This window comes from Shewanella sp. BJSY2023SW005 (assembly GCF_047314585.1).
Taxonomy (GTDB): domain Bacteria; phylum Pseudomonadota; class Gammaproteobacteria; order Enterobacterales; family Shewanellaceae; genus Shewanella; species Shewanella algae.
This window is the reverse complement of the sequence record NZ_JBKORJ010000051.1, coordinates 16,044-31,677: the sequence shown is the minus strand read 5'-3', so window position 1 is coordinate 31,677 and position 15,634 is coordinate 16,044. Positions and strand designations below refer to the sequence as shown.

The 15,634-nt window shown below is 54.7% G+C and carries 14 protein-coding genes; 5 read left to right on the top strand and 9 right to left on the bottom strand.

All coding sequences use genetic code 11. From position 1 onward, the window contains the following. Nucleotides 1-1,417 precede the first annotated feature (1,417 nt). Both ACMHXI_RS15245 and ACMHXI_RS15240 read left to right on the top strand, forming a co-directional pair. Nucleotides 1,418-2,521 (top strand): phosphoribosylaminoimidazolesuccinocarboxamide synthase, encoded by a 1,104-nt coding sequence (locus ACMHXI_RS15245; RefSeq protein ID WP_044733609.1) that lies wholly within the window; start codon nt 1,418-1,420, stop codon nt 2,519-2,521. Nucleotides 2,522-2,717: 196 nt separating this feature from the next. Beyond that, on the top strand, nt 2,718-3,176 hold the full coding sequence (locus ACMHXI_RS15240) for a universal stress protein (RefSeq protein WP_219013293.1): 459 nt from the start codon (nt 2,718-2,720) through the stop codon (nt 3,174-3,176). A 10-nt stretch (nt 3,177-3,186) separates the two neighbouring features. Here ACMHXI_RS15240 and ACMHXI_RS15235 read toward each other — a convergent pair whose 3' ends face one another. The 9 genes from ACMHXI_RS15235 to ACMHXI_RS15195 form a co-directional block, all read right to left on the bottom strand. After that, nucleotides 3,187-4,467 (bottom strand): winged helix-turn-helix domain-containing protein, encoded by a 1,281-nt coding sequence (locus tag ACMHXI_RS15235; RefSeq protein ID WP_156020352.1) that lies wholly within the window; start codon nt 4,465-4,467, stop codon nt 3,187-3,189. Between the two features lie 172 nt (nt 4,468-4,639). Beyond that, a complete protein-coding gene (locus ACMHXI_RS15230) occupies nt 4,640-5,479 on the bottom strand; it encodes an ABC transporter permease subunit (RefSeq protein WP_413735382.1) in 840 nt (279 codons plus the stop codon). Next, a complete protein-coding gene (locus ACMHXI_RS15225) occupies nt 5,479-6,390 on the bottom strand; it encodes an ATP-binding cassette domain-containing protein (RefSeq protein WP_413735380.1) in 912 nt (303 codons plus the stop codon). Before ACMHXI_RS15225 ends, ACMHXI_RS15230 begins: the two co-directional genes overlap by 1 nt. Then, nucleotides 6,377-7,681, bottom strand: coding sequence for a nitrous oxide reductase family maturation protein NosD (gene nosD / locus ACMHXI_RS15220; RefSeq protein ID WP_413735378.1), 1,305 nt, complete (start codon nt 7,679-7,681; stop codon nt 6,377-6,379). Before nosD ends, ACMHXI_RS15225 begins: the two co-directional genes overlap by 14 nt. A gap of 5 nt (nt 7,682-7,686) precedes the next feature. Next, entirely contained in the window at nt 7,687-8,187 is a 501-nt protein-coding gene (locus tag ACMHXI_RS15215; protein WP_208125458.1) for a nitrous oxide reductase accessory protein NosL, read from the bottom strand. A 75-nt stretch (nt 8,188-8,262) separates the two neighbouring features. After that, on the bottom strand, nt 8,263-8,916 hold the full coding sequence (locus tag ACMHXI_RS15210) for a nitrite reductase (protein ID WP_208125457.1): 654 nt from the start codon (nt 8,914-8,916) through the stop codon (nt 8,263-8,265). An 11-nt stretch (nt 8,917-8,927) separates the two neighbouring features. Further along, a complete protein-coding gene (locus ACMHXI_RS15205) occupies nt 8,928-9,680 on the bottom strand; it encodes an FKBP-type peptidyl-prolyl cis-trans isomerase (protein ID WP_044733604.1) in 753 nt (250 codons plus the stop codon). Nucleotides 9,681-9,718: 38 nt separating this feature from the next. Next, the gene (locus ACMHXI_RS15200; protein ID WP_223828960.1) at nt 9,719-10,105 is read right to left on the bottom strand and encodes a rhodanese-like domain-containing protein; all 387 of its coding nucleotides are present in this window, start codon (nt 10,103-10,105) and stop codon (nt 9,719-9,721) included. A gap of 113 nt (nt 10,106-10,218) precedes the next feature. Continuing rightward, nucleotides 10,219-12,255, bottom strand: a complete 2,037-nt coding sequence (locus tag ACMHXI_RS15195) for a multiheme c-type cytochrome (RefSeq protein ID WP_025886840.1) — start codon at nt 12,253-12,255, stop codon at nt 10,219-10,221. 389 nt (nt 12,256-12,644) lie between these two features. On the opposite strand from ACMHXI_RS15195, the gene ACMHXI_RS15190 reads away from it, so the two are divergent. From ACMHXI_RS15190 to ACMHXI_RS15180, 3 genes are read left to right on the top strand one after another with little or no spacing between them, the layout of a single operon-like run. Beyond that, nucleotides 12,645-14,570: a heme lyase CcmF/NrfE family subunit gene (locus tag ACMHXI_RS15190; protein ID WP_413735375.1), complete on the top strand. Its 1,926-nt coding sequence runs from the start codon at nt 12,645-12,647 to the stop codon at nt 14,568-14,570. Further along, nucleotides 14,563-14,961 (top strand): cytochrome c-type biogenesis protein CcmH, encoded by a 399-nt coding sequence (locus tag ACMHXI_RS15185; protein ID WP_208185164.1) that lies wholly within the window; start codon nt 14,563-14,565, stop codon nt 14,959-14,961. The genes ACMHXI_RS15190 and ACMHXI_RS15185 overlap by 8 nt, the downstream gene beginning before the upstream one ends. Further along, on the top strand, nt 14,958-15,557 hold the full coding sequence (locus ACMHXI_RS15180) for a TlpA family protein disulfide reductase (RefSeq protein ID WP_025009291.1): 600 nt from the start codon (nt 14,958-14,960) through the stop codon (nt 15,555-15,557). Before ACMHXI_RS15185 ends, ACMHXI_RS15180 begins: the two co-directional genes overlap by 4 nt. Nucleotides 15,558-15,634: the final 77 nt, after the last annotated feature.

The window sequence follows — 15,634 nt, the reverse complement described above, 5'->3', positions numbered from 1 at the left end:
AGTCCTGAGTGTAGCCAATTTGCTTCATAAGCCAGCGGGGATTTCGGCTACGTCGGGGGTGTCCTTGGGGATGCAAGGGGCTTTGGACAAGCAAAGCCCCTTGCCCGGCGTGGTTTGGCGAGAGTTGCGTAGCAACGTGCTTTCGAGCGAGAGCCAGGGATGGCGAACTGGCCGTTGTGCATGGATGCATTTGCTCCACGACTTTAGGCCGCTGGCACAGCGGCTATCATAGCTTCCAGCTAAAAGTTACTAATTAGTATTGGCAGGGCCTCCGTCTCATTGCCTGCCGCAGGCTTATGCACAGGCGATCCTGTGACTCGCTACAAGTCCATCCCTGTAAGCTCTGCCTCGCCATCCCTGGCTCGGAAGGTCACAGTTCCGCCTGTGCCTGGAAAATAGGCGTATGTCTGCAGCTCAAAACAACTCTGTGTGGGAAGAATTGTACCAATTCCCCCTTCGGAGCCGCCGCGGGCGTTGTTGCAAATTGGCGTAGCCGAGACAGGGATGTCGAGGCTCGAAGGTCGAGCAGGGCGAATGTTGCTAGGCAACAAGTTTATGAGCGCGAGCCAAGGAAGGCGAGCTGGCCGTTATGCATGGATGCATTTGGCGAGTCCTGAGTGTAGCCAATTTGCTTCATAAGCCAGCGGGGATTTCGGCTACGTCGGGGTGTCCTTGGGGATGCAAGGGGCTTTGGACAAGCAAAGCCCCTTGCCCGGTGTGGTTTGGCGAGAGTTGCGCAGCAACGTGCTTACGAGCGAGATCAAGAGATGGCAACTTGGCTGTTATGCATTGAGGCATTTGAACCACAACTTTAGGCCGCTGGCACAGCGGCTATCATAGCTTCCAGCTAAAAGTTACTAATTAGTATTGGCAGGACCTCCGGCGACGGATGTTTCTCATTGCCTGCCGCAGGCTTATGCACAGGCGATCCTGTGACTCGCTGCGAGAACATCCCTGGCTCAGAAGGTCACAGTCCCACCAATGCCTGGAAAATAGGTGTATGTCTGTAGGTATATAAACAATTTCAAGCAACGCTATGATTGCAGAATTGCACCAATTCCCCTCGGTGTCGCCGACAGCCATTGGCGCATAATAAGGCGGCAGAAACATGGATGCCGAATCAGCGCCCAAGCTCCCTGGGTTCAACCTCATTAGTCTCTATCGCGAACAGAGTTTTGCTCCAGTAAACAAAGCCTCCCCGTGGCAAAAGGTTGTGACTGAGGTAAAATAGCCCATCTTTTGTCGGCGGCATCTCATACTGGTATGACTCCACAGCGGCTCTACCTCTCAAGCACAGCCTTTTCTGCTGCTTGCTGCTGCCCCGCCGCCGGCTCGCATTCTCCCGGAAACAGGCAGATAACAATAACCCCGCCTGCCGGACTTAGCCTTAAACCCTACACCCAGAGGAATACTCGTCATGAGTCTTGCTGATTCCGTTCTAGCCGTAAACAATGATCTGCCTATCCGCACCGACAAGCCGGTTCACAGCGGAAAAGTGCGCAGTGTCTACTGGTTGACCGAGGCCGACAGCGCCAGATTGATCCACGAAAAGGGCTATGATGTGCCCGCCGATACTCCGTTGGCGATCATGGTGATCTCGGATCGTATCTCCGCCTTCGATTGCATCTTCCATGGCGAAGAGGGCCTCAAAGGGATCCCGGGCAAAGGGGCGGCGCTCAATGCCATCTCCAACCACTGGTTCAGCCTGTTCAAGGAAAAGGGGCTAGCCGACAGCCATATTCTCGACATTCCCCATCCCTTCGTGTGGATAGTGCAAAAGGCTCGCCCAATAAAGGTGGAAGCCATTATTCGCCGCTATATTACCGGCTCCATGTGGCGCGCCTATCAAAAGGGTGAGCGGGTATTTTGCGGCATCACGCTGCCGGAGGGATTGCAAAAGGACCAGCAGCTACCCGAGTTACTGATCACTCCATCGACCAAGGGCATACTCAAGGGGATCCCCGGGGTACCGGAGCAGGATGATGTCAACATCAGCCGCGCAGATATCGAAGCCAACTTCGAGGCCTTCGGCTTTGAAAAGCCTGAAGATATCGATCTGTACGAAAAGCTGCTCAAGCAGGGATTCGAAGTCATTTCCGAGGCGCTGGCACAGCAAGATCAGATCTTTGTCGATACCAAGTTCGAATTTGGCTATGTCACTGACAAACAAGGCCAGTCCAAGCTTATCTATATGGATGAAGTGGGAACCCCAGACTCTTCACGTATTTGGGATGGCAGCGCCTACCGTGACGGCAAGATCCTCGAGAACTCCAAAGAAGGCTTCCGTCAATTCCTGCTCAACCACTTCCCGGATCCGGATATCCTGTTGAACAAGGATAGAATGCCGGAACGTGAAGCCCTGGCCCGCGACAACGACCTGCCACTGGAGGCCATGATGAATGTCTCGCGTACCTACACAGGTATTGCCGAGAAAGTCACCGGAGCCAAGATCACTCTCTCGGATAATCCCAAGGCAGAAATCATCCGGGTACTCAAGGAACAATACGGCCTGGTGGACTAAGGTATTCTGCCGCGGCTGCGACTCAGGCAGTTTCCCGTTAAGCATAAAGCCCCGTCCGGGGCTTTATTCGTTCAATGACAGGGATTTTAGCCGAACCGGCACCTGCGAATATCTCCCCTGAACGCCAAATTTGTACCTTGCCAAGGCTGGCTTAAACTTAAAGAAGTGGCCAAGGCCGAGTAAAAGGAGATGCATCATGCGTACCCGACAAATCCTCTGTCCGGTCGACTTCTCTGAAGAATCCGAACACGCCCTGGAATATGCCATAGAGTTGGCGGCGCTCTATAAAGTAAAACTGAGGCTGCTGCATGTAATCAGCAAAGCCTATGGCGAAGACATTACCACTCTACCCCATCACGAAGAGAACTTCGGCATAGTGGCCGTGACCCAGGCGCAGCTGCAACAACATATGCAGGCCTATGCCTCGGAGAAAATCCATGCACTTTTGCAGCAGTTGCATCCAGAGCAGCAGCTCGAGGTGCTTATCCGCCGCGGCAGCGCCGCTAGTCAGATCCTCGAAGAGGCCGAGAGCGCCAATGTCGGCATGATAGTTATCGGCTGCCATCAACGCACTACGCTGGCCCATTGGCTGCTGCCCAGCGTCGCCGAGGAGATTATCAACAAGGCCAAGTGCCCCGTGATGGTAGTGAAGTAGCCTTATCGGCTCAGAGCTTCACTTCACTGTAGGTGGTCCAGGCCAGTAAATTACCCATCTGCGGCACAATCCAAACGGCTGTCTTGTGATCCTGGTAGACCCGGAAGTAGTAGATCTCCTCATCACGGATATCGTCTTTACGGATCTCGCGGTAGAAGTGCATCGCCGAGTCACTGACATTGTCCGGCTTGGTGAGTTCTTTCTGGTTCACTTTCACCTGGAACACGTCCACCGGAGTGCCGGAGATCTCGGTGCGGTACTGGTGAAAATAGCCCCGCAGTTGATATTTGATCGGTGTGGTAAGGCAGTCCTGGTCGGTAACGCAGGCCGATGAATAAAACTGCCCCGAGTCTTTGCTGTCGTAAACCAGCGATAGGCTGAGATCGGTACGCACCAAGAGCTCATCGGCGACCGGGAAATAGATATCCGCATGGTAGTTGTGCTCCACCAACTCGGCATTGTCTACCGCCGGCGGCAGAATAATGCGGTTGTAACGGATCCGCCGCTCCATCTCCTGGCTCAGGGGCACAAACTCCTTCATGCTGAGACCGGCAGGTTTGGGATCTATAGCTGTGATATTGATGATGCCATCACCATCACAGCCGGTTTCATCAGCACTGGGACAGATGGCAAAAGAATAATTACGGCCATCCGATGCGGCATAAGCGCTGAAATGCTTCAATCCGGGGATAAGATTTCCCTCAGGCGCCAGATGCTTTTGCCACATGGAAGGATGCAGCTGCTTGGCCTCATCACTGTAAAACAACTGCGCCGAGGCCAGCGTGCCTCCCACATTCAAGGGTAACTGCTTGTCGGCACGCCAATGGCTCACCTGTTTGACCATTTCGTGATAGTCACTGTAGTACCAGAAGAAGCCCACCAGCCCCAACAGCAATAAAATACCCAGGATTTTTATTTTCAGAGACACACTCACCAAGGCAGTGCGGATGGCTTCGCCATCGGAGATGGCCAGCATATGCACATGGGACTGTTCGGAAATATTCAGCTGATAGCCACGGCGGGCAACCGTCTTGAGTTGAATTTCGGGATAGGGTTCCAGTTTCTTTCTGAGAATACTGATGCATTGGGTCAGTGAGGTCAGCGCCACCACCCGCTCCGGCCAACCTACAGCCAGCAACTCATCTTTTCCAAACACGTTTCCCGGGGCAGACAACAGGTGTGACAATACCTGAGCCTCAGAAAACGACAGGACGATTTCTGAACCATCGCGTTGATCCAGCAAGTGTTTTGCCTTGGTATCCAACGCCAAATAGGGAGTCAGCTGTTGCATTGGCACTCCGAAAAGTCACTCCAGAAGATTTGACTGCCCCCATTCACGGGAGCTTGAGGATAGGTTATAAGTTTAACCTGAGTGCAACAGGCAGAATGTGATACTTATATCAATTAACAATTTGTTTTCGTTAAATAAAAACTATCTAATACAGCAAACTCCAATAGCAGATTCACAGCGGCCTGCGCTGAAAACTGTAGCGGCACAGCCAAGATAACAACAACAGCCAGCCAAAGAGTATTCCCAGTAACCAGGGCCAGGTCGGCACACCACTGGCCAAGCCCAGAAAACTTTGATTGAGCAAGCGAAACACACTGGCCGGGTTCAGCAACATCAGCCACTGCAATCCCGACTGCCCAAGGGTATCGGCCGCAACCACGGCCAATACCAGCAAGGCCAGATCATAGAGCAGCACCAGCAGCAGCCAAAACAGCATCAGCAGCGCCAGTGCCTGAGCCTTCTGTTTGACCTGCATGCTGACCCAGTAGCCTAAAAGCATAAACACCAACCCGAGCAACCAGGCGCTGGCCAGCAAGAGGGCAAGGGCCGCGGGCAACTCGACGCTACGATATTCCTGAGCCAATACCGGCAGTAACCCCAAAGGCAAGCCAAACCCCAGCAGCAAAGCCAGCAGCAGGGCGCCGCCCTGCCCCATCAGTTTGCCGGCCAGCCACTGACTGCGGCTCAAGGGGTAGGTCAATAGCAATAACAGGGTGCCGGCTTCGGCCTCCCCCACCACGGCATCGAAACTCAATAGCAGCGCCAGCAGCGGTACCAGGAAGACACTTAAGGTTAAAAGAGAGTTGAACAACTGCGGCAGCGCCTGCCAACGAAACTCACCGCCTAAGGCCCCGGCGCCGAAAATAACCGCAGCCGCCAACAGGGTAAACAAACAGCAAGCCGTTTGCAGCCAGCGGCTCCGCAGGCAATCTTTGAACTCCTTGGCGGCAACGATAAATAACGGATTAGGCCGCTGGGATGTCAATGCTTCATTTTCTCTGACAAGTTGCATCAGGCGGCCTCCCCGAATCTTTTAGGCGCGACATTCCGGCGATTTGAGTCAAGCGGTGCCATAAAATGATGAAACAGTTCACCGAGGGATGCCGGAGGCAACTGAAAGTCAAAGCAGCGGTATTGCTCCGTCAGTATAGCTATCGCCTCCGGCACGCTGGCCTTAGCCTGTTTCAACCGGCCAGCGGAAAAGCTCGGCCCCAGCACGGGATCGCCACTGAGGTCCAGCCGAGATGGCACCAGGATTTCCTGTGGTAAGTCAGCCTCTTGCCTCAGGTTATCCAGGCTTCCCAGCGCCCGCATCCGGCCATTTGCCAGCATGAGCGCCAAGTCAAGATGCGGCTCAACCAAAGCCAGTTCATGGGTGCAAACCACTATGGTGCAACCTTGCTGTTTCAGCGCCGCCAATTGGGCATACATGAGCGCCGAGGCCGAGGGGTCCAGGCCTACTGTCGGTTCATCGAGCAACAGTAATCTGGGGCGGCTCAGTAGCGCCTGCGCCAACCCAAGTCGCTGTCTCTGGCCCTTGGAACACTGTCCCAACCTGCGTTTTACCAAGCCATCCAGTTCAAACTCAACCAGCAGCTCTTTGACTCTGGCCGCACCTATGCCCTTGATCCCGGCGAAATAATTCAACAGTTCGCCCAAGGGCATATTGTCGTAGAAGCTGACGTTCTCCGGCAGATAACCCACCTGCATTGGGCTTTCACCGGCAGCCTTGCCGAGAATCTTCAGCTCGCCACCGGCGGGTTTCAGCAGCCCCAGCAGCAGTTTGATCAGGGTCGATTTGCCAGCACCATTATGGCCCAGCAATGCCAGCAACTTACCCTGGGGCAGCTGCAAGCTGATATCCTCCAGCACAGGCCTGTCGCCACGGACATAGGCCAGTTGCCGACAATCAATGCTGGGCATAGTGCTTCTCCTCGTCACTCTGTTGCGAATTGGTTTTCATCTCTTGTTTCGGCCTAATATCAATGGGCTGCAACAAAGGAAAACTGTCGCGAACACCTATATCCTCGGCCAGTGCCAGTTGGCGCTGCAGCCAGCGCAGCAAGAGCACCACAGGGCTGTCCATCAACCATCTGGCCTCGGGGTAAAGCCAAAACAGCCTGTCCAGGGCATCGTTGGGCAGATAGGGGGTATCGCCTATGCCATCACCATCGAGATCCCAGCCCTGATAGCTGCTCCAATAGTTGCCCTGTCCCAGAAGGCTCCACTCCTGCGATTTACTGCCGACATAACGCACCTGAGTCAGATTGTTTTCTATGTTGTTGCGCCACAGACTATTGCCCTCACCGCCCAGGGCAACACTGATACCGGTATCGCTGTTACCGAAATGGTTATGGCTGATACGGTTGTCGGCGGCGCCGTAGATAAACAGCCCCTTGCCTTCACTGGCGATGGCGGGATCGCCTTTGGGGTTGTGAATAGTCGCCACCCGGTTATGGTGCACCTCGCTCTGCTGTGTCACATTGAGCAAGATACCAAAATCGATTGCGGCACTGACTTGATTGTGTTCCAGGGTGATCCCCTTGGAGCTCATCAGCGCATAGCCGCCCTGTAGCCACTTGGCGCTGTTGTTCCAGGCACTGTCATTGCGGGTATACATATAGTGAATGCCATATTGCTGGCGGCTGAATTGATTGTGGCTGACCCGGCTGGCGTCGACGTTTTCCAGATAGATACCGTCGCGCACCGAAGCTATCTGATTGTGGTGCAGCTCGGGGGCATCAACATATTTGAGAAAGATGCCGTCACCTCTGTCCAGCAGATAACGCCTGTCGTCACCGCTTATACGGCAGTATTCCACTTCCGGGCGTTTGAGCTGCTCGCCATGAATGCCAAATCCAGGCCCCGACAGCTCAAGCTGCAGTAGGCGGACATCATCTGCCCCCGGCAGCAGGCGCACCCCGGAATCATGTTCATAAAGATCGCCGCCCCAGTTACGTATCTCAAGCCCCTGCAGGCGCACGCCGGCGGCCTTGATAGTCACGGCGCTGCCTTTACCGCCGGCATCGATTATGGTGCCTGGCTCACCGACAATGGCGATAGCCTTGTCGATCACCAGCGGCCCCAAATACTCGGCGGCAGAGAGAGTCAGCACCTCGCCTTCACTCAGTGCATCTATGCGTGCCTGCAGCGGGCTTTGGCCGCCAAGGCAGCCAAAAGAGAGCAGCATCAGCGCCAGCAGGGTGCGTAACATCTGTCTCAGTTGGCTCCTTCCAGCAGTTCCAGGGTGACCTCTTCATAGGCCAGTACCCGGCCACCCCAGGCTTCGGCGAAAGCCTTTGCCGCTTCCTTGGTTGAAAACGGTGCAACGGCAGGCCCCATCACTCCCTTCTTGCTGGTGCCATAGACATACCAGGCCTTGGTGGCATCGATAAAGGCGTTGTCATCCGGCTGCTCCCAGTCGGTTGTGCCCATGTCATGAACAAACATAGCGGCAATACGGCGTTGATTTTCCGGTTGCAGCGCAAAGCTGAACATGTCGCGGCTGGAGCAGAACTTGGGCACGGCATCACTGTCTTTGAGCATAAGTTGGCCCTTGGGCCCAGGGTATTTGGTGATCATCATGCCGCACATATGGCACCTGTCATGCTGTTTCAGGTGCTGGGCGTGATGTTCATGATTGTGGCTCTGCGCCGGTGTGCATCCGGGCAGCCCCAGCAGCAGGATGGGAATGGCGATGGCCAGCAGTGTCTTTTTCATCTTTCTCTCCAATCAATAGATTCAACGCCTCGCCGGGGCCTTGCAGGGACAACCCATTTGGCGAGGGTTGAAAAATCACTCGAGTCGGCTGCGGGCGTTGGCAATGGCATATTGCAACGCCTCACGATCCAGTTGCGTATTGTTGCTGTCCAGCAGCAGTTGCCAGTGGCCTATGGCCTCGGCATATCTTTGGTTGAGGAAGGCATCATTGGCCAGCAGCAGCCGGGTGCCGGGGTCGGCACTATCCAGCGCCAGGGCCTGTTCGACCCAATCCTGGGATTCCGGCAACCACTGGCGTTGATCTCGGTAATAGGCGGCTTCGGCCAACTGCCCCAGTAAGGCGGCGCTCTTGCCCTGAAGCTGCAACAGCTGCTTCAGGGTAGCCACCGCATCCAGATACATGCCGCCGCGCACATAGGCCTGGGCCAGCTGTTGCATCAGGGCACTGTCTTGTGGCGCATCGGCACTGGCGCGTCTGAGCCGGACAATTTCGGCGGCCAGCAGGTAGTCTATGCTGTCGTCGGCCTCGGCCGACTGCCAATCCTGGTAGCGGCCGGTATAGGAGTAAGTCCCAAGACTCAGGCCTATGATCAGCAGCGGCAGCAGACTCCAGTGCCACAGGGCAGGAAGAACTCTGTCCCCGCGGCAGGTTTGCCACTGATAGAGGGCAAACAGGCTCATAAATGCCAGGCTCAGCAGGGCCAGTCCCAACCAGAGCGGATTAGCCATAGTGCCTCCTGTCAACCGTGGCCAGGCATTGGGTGCTTACTGTCTTTACCCGGCTTTTCGACCTTGACCAGCTCGACTTCAAACACCAGAGTGGCCTGCGGCGGGATCACCCCGGGGGCCTGCTCGCCATAGGCCAGCTTGGCAGGGATCACAAAACGGAACTTAGACCCTTCGGGCATCAGTCTCAGGCCTTCTTCCCAGCCGGGGATCACTGTCATCAGCGCGAAACGGCCGGCGGCCTTGTTTTTGTTGCTGTCTTCAAACACAGTGCCGTCGATGAGCTTGCCGACATAATTGACTGTCACCACATCTTCCGGGTTAGGCTTCTTGCCCTTGCCCATGCTCAGCACTTCGTACTGCAGGCCACTGTCGGTAACCTTAACGCCGGACTTTTTCTTGTTCTCGGCCAGGAAAGCTTCGCCGGCCTTGAGGTTTTCCTCGGCCAGTTTGTCGAAGCGCGCCTCTCTTTCTTCATTGAGGGCGATGGCTCTTTGGTTGAGCAGATCCAGGATCTGTTCATCTGTCAGTTGCTGCTTGTCTTTAAGAGCATCGGTAAAGCCGGTGATCAGCAGCTCCATATTGACTTCGGCGCCCAGCTCCAGCTGTTGGTAAACCTGGCCCGAAATATAGTTGCCCACTGAAGCACCCAGAGCGTAGGAGGTCTTGTCTGTCTCTGTCTTCAAGTCAGCCGCCAGCGCGGGCAGGCTCAGACAAAGCGAGAGGGAAATAGTAGTAGCAAGTTTTTGTAATTTCATGGTTTTCATCCTGCAATTTCTAAATTCAATGCCCAAATAATCTATTTTCAAGGACGCTCAATCGGCCGTCCGGAAATACGCCAGCCATAGATACCATCCGGCATCTGCCTGACATCGGTATAACCCAGTTTCATCACCTCTCTGGCGGCCACATTGCTGGCGGTGCAGAGGCGGTTGGCACAGTAAAACACCATGGTGGTGTCCTTGTTTTCCGGCAACAAGGTCTTCCAGTTATTGACGTTGAAGTAGATGGCGCCGGGAATGAAGCCATCCCCCCATATCTCCAGAGTGTTGACGTCATAGAAGATCACTCCGGGCTGGCTGAGCAGCATCTCGGCCTCACGCATGGAGATCTGGTTGAGTATCTCTTCGTGGTAAGGGGCAGGAACCAGATCCCCGCCACCGCCGGCCAACACCGCCGGTGTCGCAACCATAAATGCCAGTGGCAGCAAGGACTGTTTCAGCGCCTGTTTCAATGAGAGTCGGACTCGCATCTTTATCCTCCATTAAAGGCTCCGGACGAGCGCCCGGAGCCTGAGTTGCCTAATTACAGCGAGGCTGTCTTGGTGCCTTTGCCGTCGGCGATGGCTTCAGCCTGAGTCACATAAGTGACAGCTGCATCCATACGCTTGACTGCGTAACGGGGAGCGTGAACCCCCCAGGAACCGTCTTTACGAATAAACTCAACTATGTCGCGGGCCTTGTCGGTCAGCAGCAGTACCTGAGTCTTGTCTTCGATAGACAGCTTGTTCTTGGCGACCTTGCGATCAACACGCTTGAGCGCTTCTTCCACTTTCGCCAAGCTGTCTTTAACAGGTGTCTGCCACTTCATGACCTTGCCGTAGATCTCTTTCTGATCCTTGAAGTGCAGGCCCTTGCTCAGCTCAGACTGGAACTGGCTGTGACAACCTTTACGCTCAACTACATCGTGGTCAGAGATAGAGGTACGGGCACAGGTCCACATTAGGTCGAGATAGCCGTGACCATTCTCATCCTTGGCCACAGTCCAACCTTTAGTGGTGGATTTGCGAGGTTGACCTTCGGGTGGGTTAAGGGTCTTGCGATCCGGGCTGACATCAATCTTCCACAGGTGAGACTTACGCACTGCGTCGAAACCGGCCATATCCGGATACTGAATCGCGGTGAAGTTCTCACAGCTGCCCATGTTGGGCATGTGACAGCTGGTACAGCTGTTCTTGGCGTGGGTACCTGTATTGGCTGCCATTTCGGCCTGAACCTGGTGACAGTCAACACAGTCTTTCTTGATGGCAGGCTTGGTATAACCTGATTTCCAGTCATTGCTGGTGACTTCGTGTGGATCGTGACAGGTAGAACAGCGCATGCCCTTGTCATAGTGAGAAGACATGAACATCTGTGAACCTTCGGTACCACAGGAAGGACAGGCGGACTTCATCTTGACGTTGAAGGCATATTCCAGCTTTTCTTTGCCTTGCTCTGTCTCGGCCAGCTCATCGATATAGTTGAAACGCTGGTGACAACGTTCACAATTGGAAGGCATGCCGCCACCGTTACCACCATCCAGGTGACCACCGGCGCCGTGACACTCTTCACAAGCGATACCACGGCTGATGGTGTGTTCCTGCAGCTTCTTGGGATCGCCAAGAGCATCCAGGTATTCCTGCTTGTTCTTGAAGTCAAACTTGAAGCTGTGGCAAACCTCGCAGTAGGAACTGGCAGGCTGGAACAGGAACTCTTTCTTGTACTTGGCACCGTAGGAGGTCATGCCCCACTGGTGAGAACCACTGGCGCCGAAGTCTTCCATCTTGGTGGGGAAGTCAGGAATCACCTTCTGGATCTTCTTGGCCATTTCCGGGGTCAACCATTCGGCCCAACCACGGGAGAACTGGTTACCACCGGCAACCATGGTACCTGTACCGTCTTTCAGCAGACCGCCCTCAATATGGTAGGAACCACGCACCAGGAAGCTGTCGATATAGCCATACTTGGTTCTTGGAGTACCGACTGTGGCGTAGATAGCATCCGGAGTAATGCCGTCAGGCAATACGGAAGCATCAGAACCATACAGCTTTTTCTTCAGATCATTGTCCACTTCCGGGTGTTCACCGGGGAAACGTATGGTCTTGGCGTGACGCGAGCGCTGCCACTTCTCATACTGCACCGCGTGACACTCACCGCACTTCTCAGGGCCAACAAATTTATTGGGGAAATCGAGAATAGACTTGGCCGCCAAACGATACTGCACCGCAGAGGGGCGTCCCACCCGCTTGCTGTACTTCTGGCCGTTACCTTGGTCCATGTACTCTTCACCGCGGTCACTGACCTTGTACATACCAATTAACTTGCCCTGCTCCTGATACTTGAACACAGGGTGATTCTGGAACAGGTAGTCGAACAGCTCTTTTTCCTGAACGATATAGTCCTGCAGCGTCTTGACGCCGTTTACCTTTTCCATGCCGTTGGGATTGGCGATCACCTTCTGCGCCGACTCTCCCATCTGCTTATTGCCGTGACCTGGTTTATCTGCCGCGAGCGCACCAGCCCCGCTGACGGCAGTTAAACAAAACAACATGCTGAGTGTTGTCCTTTGTTGCCATCGTCTCATCATATACTCCTGAATTTGTCGTCGGTTATTTCACAAACGAACTTGTTATTGCCGGCTTGACCGGTCACGACTCATTCTTCATATGTACAAGGACAAAAAGCTGCGCCAGAGCACAGCTCGCCCCCGCTTGAGAACTCAAGAAAGCAACACCTTACATTTACCTTTAAAAACAGTAACTTTAATCTTGAACAACAGAACTATTCAGTTCTTTTTTTGAGCGTTTTATTTCTCAAAAAACCTCAAAACCCCGGCTGAAAATTGAAAAATGCCGCACCGGCAAACATAGGCTGATAAAGGCGTGACAGATCACAGAGCCAAAGGGGTAATAACCCTAGTCTCAGTGCCATAGATCCATTTCCGGGAGATCCCGGCATAACAAGAGAGCGGCCATGTTTTCCATCACCATGTTGCCCGAACTGGGACACTTCCTGCTGATCCTGGGCGGTAGTTGTGCCTTGTTTGGCACCTTGCTTGCGCTGCTCAAATATCGCAACCCAGGTATCGAATGGCCACTGCGGCCACTGCTGCTGGGGCAAGCGCTGGGACTGACAGGCGCCATACTCCTGCTGGCATTGGCGTTTATCCTCAACGACTTCTCTGTGGCTTATGTGGCCAACAACTCCAATTCGGCCCTGCCGCTGTTTTATAAAGTGGCCGCAGTTTGGGGCAGCCATGAAGGGTCTTTGCTGTTTTGGATGACAGTAATGGCACTATGGGCCTGGCTGGGGTTGCCGAGGCGCTCGCGAGATCAGAACTATCTGTTGATGTTGCACGGTAGCTGTTCGGCGATTCTCTGTGGCTTTGTCTTTTTTATGTTGCTATACGCCAATCCCTTTGCCCGCCTGCTACCGGAAGTGCCGATAGAAGGACGCGATCTCAGCCCCATGTTGCAGGACATAGGCCTTATCCTGCATCCGCCACTGCTGTTTCTTGGCTATGCAGGCCTTGGGATCTGTTTTTGTATCGCGCTGGCATTGCTTGTCAGCCACAAGTTCAACGCCGCCCGCCTTGGCAAGCTCAAGCGCCATCTGCTGCTGACCTGGGTGTTTCTCACCGCGGGTAATGCCCTCGGATCCTGGTGGGCCTATAACGAGCTGGGCTGGGGCGGTTGGTGGTTCTGGGATCCGGTGGAAAATGCCGCCTTTATTCCCTGGCTGGTGACCACAGGCGCGCTGCACTGCCTGTTGATCAAAAACCACAACCCTTTGGCACAGCTCTCGGCCCTGGCACTGGTGTTGCTGGGCTTCAGCCTGTGCCTGCTGGGCACCTTTATTGTGCGCTCCGGCATTATTCAGTCTGTGCATGCCTTTGCTGCCGATCCCGAGCGCGGGGTGATCATTCTATTGCTGTTGCTGCTCTACGGAGGCGCCGGTTTCAGCCTGTTTGGCCTCAGATGTCGCCATCACTGGCAACCGGGCAAGCTGGCACCACTTGGCCGGGACGGTCAGCTGTTGCTCGGCAGCCTGATCTTGCTGACCATGGCGCTAACGACCCTGTTGGGTACCCTTTACCCGCTTTTCTATCAGGCACTTGGCCTGGGAAGCCTGTCGGTAGGGGCGCCCTACTTCAATACTCTGTTTGTGCCCATGTTGGCGCTGCTGCTCTTGCCCCTGGCGCTAAGCACCCTGCCCCATATGGCGCCGAGGCGCCTGGGACTGCTGGCGCTGGTCACTATAGCTGCAACCGCTCTGGCACTGTTTTTCGAGGGCAGCCTCGACCCTTGGCTACTGGCGGGCGGTGCAATGAGCCTCTTTCTGCTCTGCACCCTGCTGCTTTATCTATTGCCGCTGGGCCAGATTGCCGGTAAGCGCCGCAATATTCCCATGTTGCTGGCCCACACCGGCCTTCTTGTCAGCATCATGGGTGCTACCGGAGTCAGTTGTTTCGAGCAGCACTCTCTGCTGCGTATGGGCCCGGGCCAAGGCAGTATTCTGGGCGACTACACCTTTATCTATGAGCAGACCCGTTTGCTGGACAAGCCAGCCTACCGCGGTGAACAGGCAGTAATTCGGGTTGAGCGCAATGAGCAACTGCTTACTTACCTCTATCCGGAGCGTCAGGAATTCAACTCCAACGGCATGTCGCTGTCCCAGGCTGCCATCTATCGCGGGGCCTTTGGCGATCTCTATGTCTCCATGGGCACCCAACTGAGTGATGAAGAGTTTCTGGTACGTCTCAGCATCAAGCCGCTGGTGAGTTGGATCTGGCTCGGCGGTGGTTTGATGGCCATTGGCGGCCTACTGGCCCTCGGAAGCCGACGACGCCTGCTGCAAACCGATGTATTAACCGCCTCAGGGAGACTTCAACATGATTAAGCTAATGCTGCTTGGATTATGGCTCAGCTTGGGTTGCGCCGAAGCCCAGGCGACCGACATGGATATTGCCCGTCTCAGCATAGATATTTCCAAGGAACTTCGCTGCCCCATGGCCACCAACCAAAACCTGTTTGAGTCGGAAACCGCCATTGCCAGCGAGCTCAAGGCGCAGATCTATCTGATGCTGCAGCAGGGCAAGAGCCGGGAAAAGATACTCGACTTTATGGTGGAACGCTATGGCGAGCAGATCCGTTATCAACCCACGCTGAACGCAGGTACGGCGCTGCTGTGGTTGGGGCCAGTACTCTTGCTGCTGGTGCTCCCCGGCGTGTTGTTGTTTTTCGGCCGCAGCAACAATCAATCCCCTCACGATCAGGAGAATCCATCTTGAGATCCTATTTGCTTCTATGTCTTGCCCTGTTGCTGCCGCTGTCGGCCCAAGGGGGCATAATGCAGCACAAGGCTTATCACACAGGTGAACCTGTGCCAAACAAGCCTATGATTATGCGTGAATTTGTTGAAATGCAGCACGCCAGAAAGGTGGCAAAGGTGACCTTTGCCGATCTGCAGGGTAACCCCAAAACCTTGGCTGAATATCAAGGACGTTTGGTGCTGCTGAATCTCTGGGCCAGCTGGTGCCCGCCCTGCCTGCGTGAGATGCCGGCACTGGCCAAGCTGCGCAGTAAACTGCAGGGCAGCAGTATTCAGATAGTGCCGCTGTCGATAGATGAAGATCCGGCTGCTGTGGCCCCTTTTCTGGCCAAGCATGAGCTCAAGTTGGATGACAGCTGGATAGACAGCAAGAAAGAGATAGAGAAGATCATGCCGGCCAATGTGGTACCGGCAACTTATGTGTTTGATCCCAATGGTAACTTAGTCGGCTTTATCCGTGGCTATCTGGACTGGGATGACCCGGATATCGCCGACTATCTGTTGCGCTTTGCCGCCAAGTATCAGGCGCTGGCCCAAAGCAAAGTGCCACAGTAAACAGTGCAACCGTCCCGGAGCATCTCCCAAGTCACTCCGGGCCACCTTAGGCAAATCTCTCCGCCATACTTTTTGCC

Bases quoted from the DNA above. Each gene is read 5' to 3' on its own strand.
- ACMHXI_RS15245 (WP_044733609.1), top strand. From the start codon at position 1,418: ATGAGTCTTGCTGATTCCGTTCTAGCCGTAAACAATGATCTGCCTATC.
- ACMHXI_RS15240 (WP_219013293.1), top strand. From the start codon at position 2,718: ATGCGTACCCGACAAATCCTCTGTCCGGTCGACTTCTCTGAAGAATCC.
- ACMHXI_RS15235 (WP_156020352.1), bottom strand. From the start codon at position 4,467: ATGCAACAGCTGACTCCCTATTTGGCGTTGGATACCAAGGCAAAACAC.
- ACMHXI_RS15230 (WP_413735382.1), bottom strand. From the start codon at position 5,479: ATGCAACTTGTCAGAGAAAATGAAGCATTGACATCCCAGCGGCCTAAT.
- ACMHXI_RS15225 (WP_413735380.1), bottom strand. From the start codon at position 6,390: ATGCCCAGCATTGATTGTCGGCAACTGGCCTATGTCCGTGGCGACAGG.
- nosD (WP_413735378.1), bottom strand. From the start codon at position 7,681: ATGTTACGCACCCTGCTGGCGCTGATGCTGCTCTCTTTTGGCTGCCTT.
- ACMHXI_RS15215 (WP_208125458.1), bottom strand. From the start codon at position 8,187: ATGAAAAAGACACTGCTGGCCATCGCCATTCCCATCCTGCTGCTGGGG.
- ACMHXI_RS15210 (WP_208125457.1), bottom strand. From the start codon at position 8,916: ATGGCTAATCCGCTCTGGTTGGGACTGGCCCTGCTGAGCCTGGCATTT.
- ACMHXI_RS15205 (WP_044733604.1), bottom strand. From the start codon at position 9,680: ATGAAAACCATGAAATTACAAAAACTTGCTACTACTATTTCCCTCTCG.
- ACMHXI_RS15200 (WP_223828960.1), bottom strand. From the start codon at position 10,105: ATGGTTGCGACACCGGCGGTGTTGGCCGGCGGTGGCGGGGATCTGGTT.
- ACMHXI_RS15195 (WP_025886840.1), bottom strand. From the start codon at position 12,255: ATGAGACGATGGCAACAAAGGACAACACTCAGCATGTTGTTTTGTTTA.
- ACMHXI_RS15190 (WP_413735375.1), top strand. From the start codon at position 12,645: ATGTTTTCCATCACCATGTTGCCCGAACTGGGACACTTCCTGCTGATC.
- ACMHXI_RS15185 (WP_208185164.1), top strand. From the start codon at position 14,563: ATGATTAAGCTAATGCTGCTTGGATTATGGCTCAGCTTGGGTTGCGCC.